General features: G+C 72.8%; 16 protein-coding genes. 10 read left to right on the top strand and 6 right to left on the bottom strand.

Features of this window, described 5'->3' with window-relative positions; all coding sequences use genetic code 11:
• Positions 1-21: 21 nt before the first annotated feature.
• The 3 genes from ACOKGD_RS14525 to ACOKGD_RS14515 all read right to left on the bottom strand — a co-directional run bounded on the left by ACOKGD_RS14525 (position 22) and on the right by ACOKGD_RS14515 (position 3052).
• A complete protein-coding gene (locus ACOKGD_RS14525) occupies positions 22-1671 on the bottom strand; it encodes a TIGR04028 family ABC transporter substrate-binding protein (protein WP_342335793.1) in 1650 nt (549 codons plus the stop codon).
• A gap of 134 nt (positions 1672-1805) precedes the next feature.
• Positions 1806-2309 (bottom strand): nitroreductase family deazaflavin-dependent oxidoreductase, encoded by a 504-nt coding sequence (locus ACOKGD_RS14520; protein ID WP_342335792.1) that lies wholly within the window; start codon positions 2307-2309, stop codon positions 1806-1808.
• A 20-nt stretch (positions 2310-2329) separates the two neighbouring features.
• Positions 2330-3052: an aminoglycoside 3'-phosphotransferase gene (locus ACOKGD_RS14515; RefSeq protein ID WP_342335791.1), complete on the bottom strand. Its 723-nt coding sequence runs from the start codon at positions 3050-3052 to the stop codon at positions 2330-2332.
• Between the two features lie 133 nt (positions 3053-3185).
• Between ACOKGD_RS14515 and ACOKGD_RS14510 the strand changes: the two genes are divergently transcribed.
• Positions 3186-4355, top strand: a complete 1170-nt coding sequence (locus ACOKGD_RS14510; RefSeq protein WP_342335789.1) for a Xaa-Pro peptidase family protein — start codon at positions 3186-3188, stop codon at positions 4353-4355.
• A 24-nt stretch (positions 4356-4379) separates the two neighbouring features.
• Here ACOKGD_RS14510 and ACOKGD_RS14505 read toward each other — a convergent pair whose 3' ends face one another.
• On the bottom strand, positions 4380-5105 hold the full coding sequence (locus ACOKGD_RS14505; protein WP_342335788.1) for a VIT1/CCC1 transporter family protein: 726 nt from the start codon (positions 5103-5105) through the stop codon (positions 4380-4382).
• 28 nt (positions 5106-5133) lie between these two features.
• On the bottom strand, positions 5134-5406 hold the full coding sequence (locus ACOKGD_RS14500) for a metal-sensitive transcriptional regulator (protein ID WP_342335787.1): 273 nt from the start codon (positions 5404-5406) through the stop codon (positions 5134-5136).
• A 91-nt stretch (positions 5407-5497) separates the two neighbouring features.
• Between ACOKGD_RS14500 and ACOKGD_RS14495 the strand changes: the two genes are divergently transcribed.
• Both ACOKGD_RS14495 and ACOKGD_RS14490 read left to right on the top strand, forming a co-directional pair.
• Positions 5498-5683 (top strand): hypothetical protein, encoded by a 186-nt coding sequence (locus ACOKGD_RS14495; RefSeq protein WP_342335785.1) that lies wholly within the window; start codon positions 5498-5500, stop codon positions 5681-5683.
• A 131-nt stretch (positions 5684-5814) separates the two neighbouring features.
• Positions 5815-7437, top strand: a complete 1623-nt coding sequence (locus ACOKGD_RS14490) for an FAD-dependent oxidoreductase (protein ID WP_342336451.1) — start codon at positions 5815-5817, stop codon at positions 7435-7437.
• Between the two features lie 83 nt (positions 7438-7520).
• Here the strand turns inward: ACOKGD_RS14490 and ACOKGD_RS14485 are convergent, their stop codons facing one another.
• Positions 7521-8552, bottom strand: coding sequence for a TIGR03617 family F420-dependent LLM class oxidoreductase (locus ACOKGD_RS14485; protein ID WP_342335784.1), 1032 nt, complete (start codon positions 8550-8552; stop codon positions 7521-7523).
• Between the two features lie 189 nt (positions 8553-8741).
• On the opposite strand from ACOKGD_RS14485, the gene ACOKGD_RS14480 reads away from it, so the two are divergent.
• The 7 genes from ACOKGD_RS14480 to ACOKGD_RS14450 all read left to right on the top strand — a co-directional run bounded on the left by ACOKGD_RS14480 (position 8742) and on the right by ACOKGD_RS14450 (position 15544).
• On the top strand, positions 8742-10475 hold the full coding sequence (locus ACOKGD_RS14480) for a dihydroxyacetone kinase family protein (protein WP_342335783.1): 1734 nt from the start codon (positions 8742-8744) through the stop codon (positions 10473-10475).
• An 11-nt stretch (positions 10476-10486) separates the two neighbouring features.
• Positions 10487-10942 (top strand): ribose-5-phosphate isomerase, encoded by a 456-nt coding sequence (locus tag ACOKGD_RS14475; protein WP_342335782.1) that lies wholly within the window; start codon positions 10487-10489, stop codon positions 10940-10942.
• A 4-nt stretch (positions 10943-10946) separates the two neighbouring features.
• Entirely contained in the window at positions 10947-11771 is an 825-nt protein-coding gene (locus tag ACOKGD_RS14470; RefSeq protein ID WP_342335780.1) for a triose-phosphate isomerase family protein, read from the top strand.
• The gene (locus ACOKGD_RS14465; RefSeq protein ID WP_342335779.1) at positions 11768-12478 is read left to right on the top strand and encodes a GntR family transcriptional regulator; all 711 of its coding nucleotides are present in this window, start codon (positions 11768-11770) and stop codon (positions 12476-12478) included. Before ACOKGD_RS14470 ends, ACOKGD_RS14465 begins: the two co-directional genes overlap by 4 nt.
• Before the next feature lie 380 nt (positions 12479-12858).
• The gene (locus ACOKGD_RS14460; RefSeq protein WP_342335778.1) at positions 12859-13815 is read left to right on the top strand and encodes a sugar phosphate isomerase/epimerase family protein; all 957 of its coding nucleotides are present in this window, start codon (positions 12859-12861) and stop codon (positions 13813-13815) included.
• A gap of 29 nt (positions 13816-13844) precedes the next feature.
• The gene (locus tag ACOKGD_RS14455; RefSeq protein WP_421355127.1) at positions 13845-14780 is read left to right on the top strand and encodes a 3-hydroxyacyl-CoA dehydrogenase family protein; all 936 of its coding nucleotides are present in this window, start codon (positions 13845-13847) and stop codon (positions 14778-14780) included.
• A complete protein-coding gene (locus ACOKGD_RS14450; protein ID WP_342335776.1) occupies positions 14777-15544 on the top strand; it encodes an SDR family NAD(P)-dependent oxidoreductase in 768 nt (255 codons plus the stop codon). The genes ACOKGD_RS14455 and ACOKGD_RS14450 overlap by 4 nt, the downstream gene beginning before the upstream one ends.
• Positions 15545-15694 lie beyond the last annotated feature (150 nt).

Raw genomic sequence — 15694 nt, 5'->3', positions numbered from 1 at the left:
TCCTCCCGCTCTCCGCGTAGGTCACCGCTGGATCCAGGCGTCCGTCAGGTCGACGCGGCCCACGGCCTCCCAGCCGAGGCCCTGCACCTTGGCCTGGGCGGCGTAGGTCTGGGGCAGCTCGTACAGCGGGATCACGTACGCCTGGTCGATCAGGTACTCCTGCGCCTCGGCGGTCTTCGCGAAGCGCTCCTCGGTGGTGGGCAGCACGCGCACGTCGCCGAGGATCTCGTCGAGCGTCGCGTCGGCCGTCTCGGGCGTGAAGCCGAGGCCGTTGCGGTTCGAGTCGGAGCCGAAGTTCGACCAGATGACGTCCGGATCGACGCGACCGACGTGGGTGATCGCGACCGGCTGCTGGATCGGATCCTTCGCGCCCGCCGTGGCCGTCGCGGCGTCGGGGGTGACGATGTTCAGCTGGACGCCCGCCAGCTTCCACTGCTCGGCGACCAGCTCGTCGAGCTGCTGGTTGAGCGGGAACACCGCGCCCGGCCAGGTCGTGAGCTCGAGCTTGTGCCCGTCCTTCTCGCGGATGCCGTCGGACCCCTCGGTCCAGCCGGCCTCGTCGAGCAGGTCCTTGGCGGCGTCGAGGTCGTAGCCGAGCTTGTCGGACAGGTCGACGTAGCCGGTCGCGCCCTGGCTGAGCACCGAGGTGGCGGGCGAGAACTTGCCGAGGAAGATCGACTCGACGGCCGACTCGACGTCGGTCGCCTTCTGCAGCGCCCGCCGCACCCGGACGTCGGCGAGGATCGGGTTGCCCGGGCGCAGCGCGAACTGCGGGTTCACGCCGTTGGTCGGGGCGTAGTAGACGGTCGAGCCCGAGGCCTCGATGCTCTCGATGTCGTAGACCTGGACGGCCCGGATGGCATCGGCCTGGCCGGCGGTCAGGGCGCCGATGCGGACGTTGTCCTCGGGCGTGACGATGACGCTGATCGCATCGAGGTAGGCGCGGCCCTGGTGCTCGTCGGCCTCGGGAGCCCAGTCGTAGTCGTCGCGCGCCACCAGGTCGTACTGCTTCTCGGGCTGGACGTCGCCGACGGTGAAGGGGCCGGAGGCGACGTAGTTCTCGATCTGGCACTGCTCCTCGTACGGGAGGGTGGCGGTGGCCTCGGCGACGATGGTGGCGCCGACCACGCTGGTGGCCTGCAGGAAGCCGGGGCTCGGGGCGCTGAACGTGAACTTCACGGTGTGCTCGTCGACGACCTCGCTGGCGACGTAGTTCGACACGAACTCCTGCTTGGTCAGGCCCAGGGCCTCGTCCCCCAGGCCGAAGTGATCGAAGTTCAGGGCCACGACCTCGGCGGTCAGCGGCGTGCCGTCCGAGAACGTGACGTCGTCGCGGAGGGTGAAGACGTACTCGGTGGCGTCGGCGTTGACCTCCCAGTCGGTGGCGAGCCAGGGCGTGATCTCGCGCGTCTCGGGATCCTGGTAGGTGAGCTTGTCGCCGAGCTGGTTGATGAGCGTCGCGTTCGGGTAGAACCCGCCGCCGCCCGCGTAGAGGCAGGTGGGGATCTGGGACTCGAGGAACGTGAGCGTGCCGCCGGTGACGGGCTGCGAGCCGGTCGCGGGGTCGCCCGCCGCCTGGCCGGTGCCGCCGGCCGGCGCGCAGGCGGCGAGGGCGAGCGTGGTGCCGAGCAGGGCGGCTCCCGCGACGGCGGAACGACGGGTGGAGGACATGTCGGGATCTCCTACTGATTGAGTGGGGTATGAGATCTCGCACGTTACGGCGGCGCCGAGCGGGGCGGCAATCGGCGTCGTCATGCCCGGAAATGTGGCGACGCATTGCGACACATGCCGCGGCGGCGGCCGGATCAGGCGTCGAGCGGGCGCGTCAGACGCAGCCGGAAGAGGCGCACGGTGCGCCCCGAGTCGCGCTCGTAGGCGCGATAGCCGGGCCACTGCCGCTGGATCCGCTCCCAGGCGGCCTCGCGGGCCACCGGGTCGGTGTCGATGCGCTCGGCGACCACCGCGAACCGGCGGCCGCGCACGGTGATCTCGGCGCGCGGCTCGGCGATCAGGTTGTGCGTCCAGCCGGGGTGGCTGCCCCGGGCGAAGTTCGTGCCGGCCACGATCGCGGATCCGTGTCCGTCCGGGGTGTACATCAGCTCGCTCGCGCGCGGTTCGCCGGACCGCGCGCCGACCGTGTGGAGGGTCAGCGACGGCACGAGGAGCCCCGACACCTGCACCCGGTCGCCCGTCAGGCGGCGCAGCCAGCGCTCGGCGAGGGGCAGCACACGCGGACCGATCCGGCGGAACGCCCGCGTCCGGGTCAGCGGCGCGAGCACGGTGCGAACGGCCTGCCTCACGACGTCCATGCCCCGATCCTGCCTCGCGCCTACGTCGCGTTCCACAGGGCGCGGTAGTAGTCCACGCGCACCGGATCCGGTTCGACCCCGTACGCCTCGTAGAACGTCGGCTCCCAGTCGGCGCCGAAGTTCCACTCGAGGCTCATCGTCGCCACGGCGATGTCGGCCCAGCGGTCGGCGATCCCGAGGGCGCCGAGATCGACGTGCGCCGCCCAGCGACCCTCGGCGTCGATCAGGGTGTTGGGGGCGCACGCGTCGCCGTGGCACACAACGAGGCGGTCGACGGGGGGCGGATCACGCAGCTCCGCGGGCAGGTCGATCCCTCGCTCGCGGGCGCGCAGGATCCGCGTCGGCACCGACCAGTCGAAGGGGCATTCGGCGACGGGAAGGGTGTCGTGCAGCGACCGCAGGCCCGCGCCGATCGCCCGCACCGCGATCTCGGGTCGTGTGAGCCAGTGCGCCGACACGGCCGACTCGGCCTCCAGCGCCGAGGTGACCAGCCACTCCTCGTCGTCGTCCGCGCCGTGATCGCGGACCTCCGGCACCGGGGTCCACCGGGAGGCCCACGCGATCCGCTCGGCCTCCTCGGCCATCGACGCCTCGCCGTGCCGCGGCCCCCACTTCACGAACAGCGCCCCGGCGCGGAAGGTCAGCCCGCCGAGGTCGTTGCGCCACATGGGCACGAGTCCGGCCGTCCCGACCAGCGCGCGCACGCGATCCGGGATCTCGACATCATCGGCGGGGATCGACATGGGCCCATCCTGCCCTGGCGACGGGGTCGAGGGGTCGTGGACGCGCGGCGCCACTGTCGCGCCGCGCTGTCTCGCCCATAGGATCCGGACGGCGGCGGGCATCGAGGCTCGCCGCGCCGTCCCCAGGAGAGACATGAACACGCTGCCCGCCGGCGACCCGGCCCCCGAGACGGATCGGACCGGCGCGCCCGGCCTCGACGAGCGGACGGCGCGGGTCGCTCGCCTCACCCGCGCCGCGGGCGCGTCGTTCGCCGTGCTGAGCGGATACGACGCGGTCTTCGACGCCACGGGACTGCGGGTGCCGCAGGAGCTCGGCGTGCCGTTCGTCAGCGGGGGCCCCGACCTCGCGCTCGTGGCACCTGACGGCGAGACCTGGCTCGTGGTGCCCCGCATGCGGGCGGGTGCCGCCCACGCCTCGCGCGCCGACCACGTCATCGAGTACGGCGACGACACGCTCGGCCTCGAGCCTCTCGCCCCCCGCTATCTCTCGGGCGTCCGCGCCGCGCTCGCCGCGCTGCCCGCGAGGGGCGACGTGCTCATCCAGCCCGATTCGCTCACGCTCCCCGTGGCCGAGGCGCTGCGCGAGCGGGGCCACGACCTGCGCGACATCACCGACCCCCTGCGGCGCGCGCGCATGGTGAAGACGCCGGCCGAGTGGGCCGCGCTGCAGCGCTGCGCCGACCTGACCTCGGCCGCCCAGCGCGTGGCGCGTCAGGCCGCCCGGGCCGGGCGCACCGAGCTCGAGGTCTTCGCGGACATCCGGGCGGTGTGGGATCGGGCGGTGGGCCACCGCTCCGAGGTCACCGGCGACTTCATGACGGGCATCGAGCGGACGGCGGCCATCGTCGGCTGGGCGACCGACCGGGTGCTGCGGGAGGGCGATCCGGTGATCGCCGACCTCGCCCCGCGCCTCGACGGCTACTGGGGCGACAGCGCGTCGACCTTCGTGCTGGGCGAGCCGGATCCGCGCCTGCGCGCCATGCACGCGGCCGTCCGCGGCGCGCTCGACGCGGGCCTCGCGGCGGTGCGACCGGGCATCACCGCCGCGGCCCTGGATGCCGTGGTGCGCGAGGCGATGCCCGGCTTCTCCTACCCGCACCACACCGGGCACAGCGTCGGGGCGGCCAGCCACGAGTTCCCGACCATCTCGCCCGGGGTGGAGGTGCCGCTGGAGGAGGGGATGGTGATCCTGCTCGAGCCCGGCGCCTACGACCCCGAGGTCGGCGGAGTCCGCCTCGAGTGGATGATCCGCGTGGGCGCGGACGGGGCCGAGATCATGAGCGACTTCCCGCTCGATCTCTGACGCCGGCGCCGGGGCACCCTCGCGCTAGGCGACCGTTGTGCCGAACAGGGTGCCCACGAGGAACGTCGCCCCCAGCGCGAGCGCGCCGCCGATCACCGTCCGCGCGACCGCGCGCACGCGCGAGGCGCCGCCGATCCAGGCCGCCAGCCATCCGGTCAGGGCGAGGGCGAGCAGGACCGCGACGAACGTGCCGGGCACGCGCGTCTCGACCGGCAGCAGCAGGATCGTCGCCATGGGCAGCAGGGCGCCGATCGTGAAGGCGACCGCCGAGGCCAGTGCCGCGTGCCACGGGTTGACGACGTCGTCGGGATCGATGTTGAGCTCGGCCGACAGGTGCGCGCGGAGGGCGTCGTGCCGGGTGAGCTCGAGCGCGACCTGCTGCGCCGTCTCGGGCGTGAGCCCCCGCGCCTGGTAGAGCCCGGTCAGCTCGGCGAGCTCGCCGTCGGGGTCGGCGCCCAGCTCGCCGTGCTCCTTGGCGATCAGCGCGCGCTCGCTGTCGCGCTGGCTGGCCACGGAGACGTACTCGCCGAGGGCCATCGAGATGGCGCCGCCCACGAGGGCCGCGGCGCCGGCGAGCAGCACGGGCGCGACGGTCGCCGCCGCGCTGGCCACGCCGACCGCGACCGCGGCGGTGGAGACGATGCCGTCGTTCGCGCCGAGCACTCCCGCACGCAGCCAGTTGAGCTTCTGCGAGAGTCCGACGGCGTGCGGCTCGGCCGGGTGCGATCCGGGGATGTCGGGGGTGGCCATGGCGCTCACTGTAGGACCGCAGCGCCGCTCAGGCCAGTGAGAGGAAGAGCTTCTCGAGCTCGTCGGTCTGGGTGTCCTGATCCGCGTCGGGATCGCCCAGGCAGTCCTTCAGCGCGGTCGAGATCACGAGGAAGCCCGCGCGGTCGAGGGCCTTGGACACGGCGGCCAGCTGCTGGACCACGTCGCGGCACGGAGCATCGGCCTCGACGGCGGCGATCACGGCCGCGAGCTGGCCCTGGGCGCGGCGCAGCCGGTTGGAGATCTTCCGCTGTGCGGCGGCATCGTGTGCGAGGTCGGTCATCTTGTTCTCCTCTGACTGGACGTTCAGGATACCCCGGGGAGTATTGCCTAGGATACCCCCGGGAGTATCCGATTCCAGCGAAGGACAGCACATGTGTCGAGCAGTGACCTGCCGCGTCTGCGGCAAGACGACCTGGGCCGGCTGCGGCCAGCACGTCGCGACGGTGAAGCGCACGGTGCCGGCCGTGCAGTGGTGCGGCGGATCCCACACGCCGGCGCAGCTCGCCGACGCCCAGACCTCGCGCGGAGGCTTCTTCGCGCGCCTCTTCGGAAAGTGAGTGACTGATATGTGCGCACGAGTGACCTGCCCCCGGTGCGGCAAGCCCACCTGGGACGGCTGCGGCCAGCACATCGAGCAGGCGCTGCTCGGCGTCCCCGCCGACGAGCGCTGCCGGTGCGAGGCATGACCATGAAGGTCGTCATCATCGGCGGCGTCGCGGGCGGGATGTCCGCCGCGACGCGTCTGCGCCGCCTCGACGAGCACGCCCGGATCGTCGTCTTCGAGCGCGGCCCCGAGGTGTCGTACGCGAACTGCGGCCTGCCGTACTTCATCGGCGGCGTCATCGAAGAGCGCGACGCCCTGCTGCTGCAGACGCCCGCGTCGCTGCACCGCCGGTTCCGCCTCGACGTCCGCGTGCGCCACGAGGTGACCGCGATCGACACGGCGGGCAAGACTGTGACGGTCACGGGTCCCTCGGGCACCTCGTTCACCGAGACCTACGACCGCCTGGTGCTCGCCCCCGGCGCACGCCCCCGTCCGCTCGCCACCCGCCCGGCGATCCCCGTGATCACGCTGCGCACGGTGCAGGACGCCGACGCGATCGACGCCGCCCTGTGCGCCCCGCGCACGCCGGTCGTCGTCGTCGGAGCGGGCTACACCGGCCTCGAGGCCGTCGAGAACCTCGTGGCCCGCCACGCCCAGGTGACGCTCGTCCAGCGCGGCGCGCAGGTGCTCTCTCCTCTCGACCCCGAGATGGCCTCGCCGCTGGCCGACGCCGTCCGTGCGCAGGGCGTCGACCTGCGCCTCGGGGTCTCGCTCGAGAGCATCGAGGCCGATGGCGTGACGCTCACCGACGGCTCCCGCATCCCGGCGGCGTTCGTCGTCGACGCCGCGGGCGTCACCCCCGAGACCGCGCTCGCCGAGGCGGCGGGGCTGCGGCTCGGCGAGACCGGCGGCATCCGCGTCGACGAGACCAACCGCACCAGCGATCCGGACGTCTTCGCCGTGGGCGACGGCGTCGAGAAGCAGGATCTCGTCGGCGGCGACGCCGCGCTCGTCACCATGGCGGGGCTCGCCAACCGGCACGGCCGCTCGGTGGCCGACGTCATCGCCGGGCGCGAGATCTCCGCCCGTCCCGCGCTGGGCACCGGCATCGTCGGCGTCTTCGGGCTCGCCGCCGCCAAGGTCGGCTGGAGCGAGAAGGCGCTGGCCGCCGCCGGGCGCCCCCACTACGTCGTGCACGTGCACCCCGCCTCGCACGCCGGCTACTACCCCGGTGCCGAGACGCTCTCGATCAAGCTCATCGCCGATCCCGACTCGGATCGGATCCTGGGCGCCCAGATCGTGGGGCGCGACGGCGTCGACAAGCGCATCGACGTGATCGCCACAGCGATGCACGCGGGCCTGCCCGCCGCCGAGCTGGCGCATCTCGAGCTCGCCTACGCCCCGCAGTTCGGATCGGCCAAGGACGCCGTGAACATCGCGGGCTACGTCGCCGAGAACGTCCGCACGGGCACAACGCCGTCGCTGCAGTGGCACGAGCTGGGCGCCGCCCGCGACGCCGGCGCGACCCTGATCGACGTGCGCTCGCCCGCCGAGTTCGCCGCCGGCAGCATCCCCGGGGCGCTCAACCTGCCGCTCGACGAACTGCGCGACCGCCTCGCCGAGGTCCCCGCGGGCGACCTCGTGGTGCACTGCCAGGTGGGCCTGCGTGGTCACCTCGCCACGCGCCTGCTCGCCCAGCACGGCTTCCCGGTCCGCAACCTCGACGGCGGCTACCGCACCTGGCTCGCGGGCTTCTCGGCCCGCTGAATCGGGCGCTGCCCCTACCTCGCTCGTTGAGCGACGAGCGCAGCGAGGAGTCGAAACGCCGTAGCCGCGTGCGGGCGGTGGGGTCAGGCGGGGGAGGCCAGGGCGGCGACGTCGTCGGGGGACGCGGCGTCGGGGGCGTTGATGCAGACCGTGGTCGCGAGGCCCGTGAAGCGGGTGTCGAGCGCCGCGCGCACCTCGGCAGGCGTCCCGGCGACGGCGAAGGCGTCGAGCATGTCGTCGGTGACGAGCGTTGCCATCTCGCGCCACTCGCCGCGGCGCGACGCCCCATGCAGCGCGTCGGCCGCCTCGCCCCACCCGTGCAGCTCCATCACGGGGCGGTAGGAGGGGGTGGAGGCGTAGAACGCGATCTGCTGGCGGACGGCGGCCTCCTGCGCGGCGCGCGCGGACGGATCCGATCCGACGATCACGAACGGCAGCACGATCAGGTCGACGGGCGAGGTCAGGGCCGACTTCGCGCGCCCCTCGCGCAGCGCAGGGATCGACACCTCGGTGAGGTAGTCGCGGGTGGTGAAGGCATGGGCCACGAAGCCGTCGGCGGCCTCGCCGGCCAGGCGCGTCATGGCGGTGCCGACGCCCGCGAGCCAGATCGGCGGGTTGCCGTGCGGGTTGGGCCCGGGGATGAACATCGGCGTCATCAGCGTGTGCGCGTAGTGCTCGCCGCTGAAGTCGAGCTTGTCGCCCGTCTCCCACGAGCGCCAGATCGCCCGCACGGCGCCGATGAACTCGCGCATGCGCGGGGCCGGTGCCGACCACGGCATCGAGAACCGCTTCTCGATGTGGGGCTGCACCTGCGACCCGAGGCCGAGGGCGAAGCGGCCCTCGGAGGCGAGCTGGACGTCGTTGGCCGACACGGCCACCGTCATCGGGTTGCGCGCGAAGGCCACGGCGATCGCGGTCGCCACGCGGATCGGGGCGCCGGCCCGCTGCGCCTCGCGGGCCGCCAGGGCGCACGCGAGGAAAGGATCGTGCTGCAGCTCGGTCAGCTGCAGGCCTCCGAATCCGTTCTGCGCCGCGAACCTCGCGGCGCTCTCGGCGCCGGCCGGGCTCGCGTCGCGCGTGCCGATCTCGATGTGGAACCCCGTCGTCTCACTCACCCCGCCATTCTGTGGGGTGCGGCGCTCCGGGGCGCGGATCTCTGTGGGGTGGCTACAGGCCGAGGGTGGATCCGCCCGTCCCGAATCGGTGGCGGAGGAGGTAGTGCGGGCCCTCAATCCCTGCTAAAAAGATCCTATAGGATTCACTCACACCCACCCGGATGACGACGTCCACGAGGAGGCGGCGCGATGACGCGACTGTTCAACGACCCGGCGGCGTTCGCCGACGAGATGACCGAGGGCTTCGCCGACGCGGCGGCGCGCTGGGTCCAGCGCGTGCCCGGCGGGGTGGTCCGCTCGACGGCGGCCGACGAGCCCACCGTCGCGCTGGTGGTGGGCGGGGGCAGCGGCCACTACCCGGCCTTCGGCGGTCTCGTGGGCCCGGGCCTCGCGCACGGCGCCGCGATGGGCAACCTGTTCGCCTCGCCGTCGGCCCACCAGGTCTACTCGGTGGCGAAGGCCGCCGACCAGGGCCGCGGGGTGCTGCTGTCGTACGGCAACTACGCCGGCGACGTCCTCCACTTCACCCAGGCGCAGGATCGCCTGCGCGCCGAGGGGCACGACGTGCGCACGGTGCTCGTCACCGACGACATCTGGAGCGCCCCGGCCGACCAGCAGGAGAAGCGCCGCGGCATCGCCGGCGACCTCGTGGTCTTCAAGATCGCCGGTGCGGCGGCCGAGGCCGGGCTCGATCTCGACGACGTCGAGCGCCTGGCCCGCCACGCCAACGCCCGCACCCGCTCGTTCGGCGTCGCCTTCGGCGGATGCACGCTGCCCGGCGCCGATGCGCCGCTGTTCGACGTGCCCGAGGGCCGGATGGCCGTGGGGCTCGGCATCCACGGCGAGCCCGGCATCGACGAGGTCGACATCCCCACGGCCGCGGGCCTGGCCGAGATGTTCGTCGCGAAGCTGCTCGAGGAGCTGCCCGATGACGTGACCGTCCACGGTGCCCGCGTGGTGCCGATCCTGAACGGTCTCGGCAGCGTCAAGAGCGACGAGCTCTTCGTCGTCTACCGCACCGTGCACCGCCTGCTCGACGAGGCGGGCGTCACGGTGGTCGAGCCCGAGGTCGGCGAGCTCTGCACGAGCTTCGACATGGCCGGATGCTCGCTGACGCTGCTCTGGCTCGACGACGAGCTCGAGCGGATGTGGGCGGCCCCCGCCGACACCCCCGGCTACAAGAAGGGCGCCGTCGCCCCGCAGCGCCGGGTCGAGGTGCACGTCGACGACGCCGACGAGCAGCTGCCCATCGGCCCCGCCTCCGAGGCCTCCCAGCGCCTCGGATCCGCGCTCGCCGCGGGCCTCGCGGAGGTCGCGCAGGCCCTCGACGACGCGGCCGACGAGCTCGGACGGATGGATCGGATCGCCGGCGACGGCGATCACGGCATCGGCATGCAGCGCGGATCGCGCGCGGCCCGAGACGCCGGACGGGCGGCCGCCGACGGCGGCGCCGGGGCGCAGACCGTGCTCGTGCACGCCGCCGAGGCCTGGAGCGACAAGGCCGGCGGCACCTCGGGCGCGATCTGGGCCGAGATCCTCCGCACCGTCGGGTCCGCGCTCGGCGACGACGCGGCGCCCTCCGCGCAGGTCGTCGCCGACGGGGCCCGGGCCGCCAGCGACGCCGTCCAGGCCTTCGGCAAGGCCAAGGTCGGCGACAAGACGATGGTCGACGCCATCGTGCCGTTCGTCGAGACCCTCTCCGCCGAGGTCGCCGACGGGCGTCCCCTCGCCGACGCCTGGGCCACCGCCACCGAGGCCTCCGAGGCCGCGGCGCGCGCCACGGCCGATCTCGTCGCCACCCTCGGCCGCGCCCGCTCCCACGGCGAGAAGTCGCTCGGCACCCCCGATCCGGGAGCCGTGTCGTTCGCCCTCGTCTGCCGCACCGTCCACCGCGCCCTCACCGGCGCGACCGCCACGAAGTAAGGACTGACACCATGGCTCTGCGCCTCATCATCGGCTGCGACGACGCCGGCTTCCAGTACAAGGAGGTCATCAAGGCCGACCTGCTCGCCCACGACCTTGTGGCCGACGTCGTCGACGTGGGCGTCGACGCGGACGGCCACACCTCGTACCCGAAGATCGCCATCGAGGCCGCCGAGCGCGTCGCGCGCGGCGAGGCCGACCGGGCGATCCTGATCTGCGGCACCGGACTCGGCGTCGCGATCGCGGCGAACAAGGTCAAGGGCATCCGCGCCGTCACCGCGCACGACTCGTTCTCGGTCGAGCGCTCGGTGCTCTCGAACAACGCGCAGGTCCTGTGCATGGGCCAGCGGGTGGTGGGCATCGAGCTCGCCCGCCGCCTCGCGAAGGAGTGGCTGACCTACACGTTCGACCCGTCGAGCGCGTCGAACGACAAGGTCAACGACATCTGCGCGTACGAGGGCGACTGATCGCATGCCCCGCTTCGTCATCGGCGCGAGCCTGAAGGCGTACTTCGGCCGCGAGCGCACGATGACGTGGTCGCGGGCGATCGACGACCTCTGCCGCACCCATCCCGCGGTGCGCGCGGGGGCCGTCGAGCCCTTCGCGATCCCCGGGTTCCTCTCGATCGCCGAGGTCTCGGCCCTCGCCGCGGGCGGTCCGCTCCGGATCGGCGCGCAGAACGTCTTCTGGGACGACGGCGCCTACACCGGGGAGGTCTCCCCGCGGCAGCTCGCCGAGTTCGGGGTGAGCCTCGTCGAGGTCGGGCACGCCGAGAGGCGGCGCCTGTTCGGCGAGACCGATGAGGATGTCGCCCGCAAGGTCGACGCCATCCTCGCGGCCGGGCTGACGCCGCTCGTCTGCGTCGGCGAGGAGACCGAGGGCGCCCCCGCCGAGGCCGCCCAAGCCGTGCTGCGACAGCTCGAGGCCTCGATCGGCCCCGCGCTCGCCGCCGGGCGCTCGGGCCGGGTGATCGTGGCCTACGAACCGGTCTGGGCGATCGGGGCGGCAGAGCCCGCCGGCGACGGGCACATCCGCGAGGTGTGCCGCGCGCTCCGCGAGACGCTGCGCCGCCCGGGGCTCGCCGACGACTCCGCGGTGCTCTACGGAGGCAGCGCCGGGCCCGGGCTGATCGCGCGCATCGCCGATGCCGCAGACGGCCTCTTCCTCGGCCGCTTCGCCCATGACCCGGCGGCGTTCGCCCGTATCCTCGATGAAGCAGGATCCCTCGCCCAGGCGAGAGCCGATCCGGTGCCGGGGGAGCACGGCGGAGACGCCGATGAGAGGAGCACGTGGTGAGCAGCCTGCCGCTGGGGCGCGTCGTCGAGATCGAGCGTCGCGGCCTGCGCGACCGCGTCTACGACCTGATCCTCGAGATGCTCCTCACCGGCGAGGTCGAGCCCGGGGCACGCCTGTCGATCGACTCGATGGCTCGGATGCTCGACGTCTCGCCGACGCCCGTGCGCGAGGCGATGGTGCAGCTCGAGCGCACCGGGCTCGTCACGCGCGAGGCGCTGCGCGGCTATCGCGTGGCCCCGCCCCTCGCCCCCGACGAGCTCGAGCAGCTGTTCGACGCGCGCCTCGTGATCGAGAGCGCCGCCGCCGGCGGCGCGGTGGCCGCCGGGACGACCGCGGTGTCGGCCCTGCGCGACGCCCACGCGGGGCATGTCGCCGCGGCGGATCAGGTGGTCGCGGCCCACACAGAGGCGGGCGTGCCGCTCGAGGTCACCAAGGCCTATTTCGCCGCAGACGGCGAGTTCCACCGGCAGCTGTTCCTCGCGGCCGGCAACCACTACCTGCTCGAGATGCACGACGGCCTCGGCGCGCTCACGCATCGCATGCGCCAGGCCGCGCTCACCGGCCCCGACGACGTGCTCGAGGCCGTCGCCGAGCACGAGGCGATCCTGCACGCCGTCGAGCGTGGCGACGCCGAGGCGGCCGTCGCCTGCATGCGCGGGCACCTCGAGAAGGTGCGCGAGCGCTCGCTCCACGACACCGAGCGCTGACCCGCGGTCGGCCGGCCGCGTGGGCGATCCGGTCTCGTGGGTGGTCCGGCGCCGTGGGCGAGCCGGCGTCCGGTGATCCGGCGTCGTGGGTGATCCGGCGTCCTGGGCGTTGACTAGTCCTCGGCGGGATCACTAGTCCCGCCTGGACTAGGAATCCCGCGCGGGACTAGTCAACGCGCCGATGGCCGACCCAGGACGACCTCAAGCCCAGCACGGCGCGAGTTCTACGGCCCGGGGCCCACGCCCGCCCGGGCCCGCCGCGCGGCCCGCCGCGCCGTCCCACTGTCCAGCGCAATCGCCTCTTGACGTCCCCGGTCGTGGATCCTATAGGATCGAGGATGCGCCACCGACGGCGCACGGAACTGCAACGGAGCAACCACATGGCGACTGCCTACGAGTACACCCGGGACGGGTGGCCGATCGCGACCTGCCTTCACGGCTTCCCCACGGTGGGCAAGGACGGCACGGCCCTGCACAACGCGGCCCCCGAGGTGTGGGACGACATGTTCGAGCAGATCGAGGAGGTCGGCTTCACGCTCGCCGAGCTCGCCGACAGCCACGTGCGCCCCGCCGACCTCGAGCCCGCCCGCCGCGACGAGTTCCTCTCGATCGCGAAGTCGCACGGCGTGCGGATCCCGAGCGTGCACCTGCAGCGCCAGAGCGTCATCTGGCCGGGCCACGAGGAGCAGAACCTCGCCTACGCGCACCGCACGATCGACGCGGCCGCCGAGTGGGGCATGGACGTGTTCTCGACCGGCCTGCACCAGCCGTTCAACGAGGCCCAGCGCAAGGCGCTGTGGTTCTGGACGACGCAGGGCCCGAAGGATCCGGACGACCCCGAGGTCTGGAAGGCCGCCGTCACGCGCCTGCGCGAGCTCGGCCGGCACGCAGCCGACGTCGGCCTGCAGATGTCGCTCGAGATGTACGAGGACACCTACGTCGGCACCGCCGACAGCGCGGTGCGCCTCATCGAGGACATCGGCCTCGACAACGTCGGCATCAACCCCGACATCGCCAACCTGATCCGCCTCCACCGCCCGATCGACGACTGGCGCGAGATGTTCGCCAAGACCCTGCCGTATACGAACTACTGGCACGTGAAGAACTACACGCGCGACGAGGCGGCCGACGGCTCGTGGGCCACCTCGGTGCCGACCTCCATGGAGCTCGGCCTCATTAACTACCGGCAGCTGGTGCGCGAGGCGATCAACGAGATCGGCTTCCGCGGCATCTTCCTCATGGAGCAGTACGGCGGCGACTCGCTCGGCGTGTGCGCGACGAACGCCGAGTACCTCCGCACCCTCATCCCCCGCAACATCAAGGAGCGTCAGCAGTGACCACCATCGCCATCGTCGGATCCGGTTACATGGGCGGCGGCATCGCCCAGGTGCTCGCCCTCGCGGGCCACGACGTCCGCCTCGCCGACGTCTCGGCCGAGGTCGCCGCCTCCAACCTCGAGCGCCTCGTCACCGAGGCCGGCCAGTTCGTCGCCGACGGCCTGTTCCCCGAGGACGCCGTGCAGCGGATCCAGGAGCGCATCACCGCCGCCGAGTCGATCGAGGAGGCCGTCTCGGGGGCCGACTTCATCGAGGAGGCCGTGCCCGAGAAGATCGAGATCAAGCACGCCACCCTCGCCCGCATCTCGGCCGCCGCCCGCCCGGACGCGGTCATCGGATCGAACACCTCGACGATCCTGATCGCGTCGCTGGCGACCGCGGTCGAGCGCCCCGAGCGCTTCGTCGGCGTCCACTTCTCGAACCCGGCGCCCTTCATCCCGGGCGTCGAGATCATCCCCCACGAGGGAACCGACGAGGCGATCCTGCCGTTCGTCGAGGAGATCGTGCGGGCCACCGGCAAGCAGACCGCCCGGGTCAAGGACTCGACCGGCTTCGTGCTGAACCGCCTGCAGTACGCGCTGTTCGCCGAGGCCTCGCAGCTCGTCGAGGAGGGCGTGGCGTCGGCCAGCGACATCGACACCATCGTGCGCACCACCTTCGGCTTCCGCCTGCCGTTCTTCGGCCCCTTCGCGATCGCCGACATGGCCGGCCTTGACGTGTACGCGTTCTGCTACGAGTCGCTCCAGACCCGCTGGCCCGAGCGCTTCGCGACCCCGAAGGCTCTGCAGGAGCTCGTCGACGCCGGCAAGCTCGGCACCAAGTCGGGCGCGGGCTTCCTCGACGTCCCCGCCGAGCGCACGCCCGAGCTGATCGCCTACCGCAACAAGGCCTACGTCGCGATGCAGAAGCTGCTCGACGAGCTCGGCCCGGCGCCCATCCACTCGGGTTCGGAGGCCGGCGCATGAGCTCCTTCCCCGCCGAGCGCACGGTCGTCCTCACCGGCGCCGCCTCGCCGCGCGGCATCGGCCGCGCCACCGCCCACTACCTGGCCGAGCGCGGCTGGAGCATCGGCATCATCGACCTCGACGAGGCCGCCGCGCAGGCCGTCGCCGCCGAGGTCGCCGAGCAGCACGGCGTGAAGGCCGCGGGCGCCGGCGCGAACGTCGCCGACGAGGCGCAGGTCCGCGCCGCGTTCGACGCGCTCGAGCCGCAGATGCCGCAGCTCGTGGCGCTCGTGAACCTCGCGGGCGTCTCCTCGGCCGATCCGTACCTAGAGGTGACGCCCGACGAGTGGAACCGCGTCATCGGCGTCAACCTCAACGGCGTGCACTACGCCACGCGGCGTGCGGTCGAGACGATGACGGCGAACGGCCTCGGCCGCGTCGTCAGCCTCTCGTCGATCTCGGCGCAGCGCGGCGGCGGCACCTTCTCGAAGACCGTCTACTCGGCGGCCAAGGCCGGCGTGATCGGCTTCACCCGCTCGGTCGCCCGCGAGCTCGGCCGGTTCGGCGTCACGGTCAACGCGATCGCGCCCGGCCCGATCGACACCGACATCATGGGCGGCACCCTCACCGAGGAGCGCAAGACGGCCATGGCCGCCGACGGCGTGCTGCCCCGCATCGGATCGCCGCGCGACGTCGCCGCCGGCATCGCCTACCTGATCAGCGAAGACGCCGGATATGTGACGGGCCAGACCCTGAACATCGACGGCGGCACCTACATGCACTGAGGAGTCCCCCATGCGAATCGCCACCTGGAGCAAGTCCCGACTGGCCTTCCTCGCCGTCGGAATCGTTCTCGTCGGAATCGGGATCTGGCAGATCCTCGCCTACTGAGAACGGGCCCGGATCCGTCGATCCGGGCCCCCGCGAACACCCCC

The organism is Microbacterium phosphatis (assembly GCF_049177115.1).
Classification (GTDB): Bacteria; Actinomycetota; Actinomycetes; order Actinomycetales; family Microbacteriaceae; genus Microbacterium; species Microbacterium phosphatis.
This window is presented reverse-complemented; position numbering and strand designations above follow the sequence as displayed.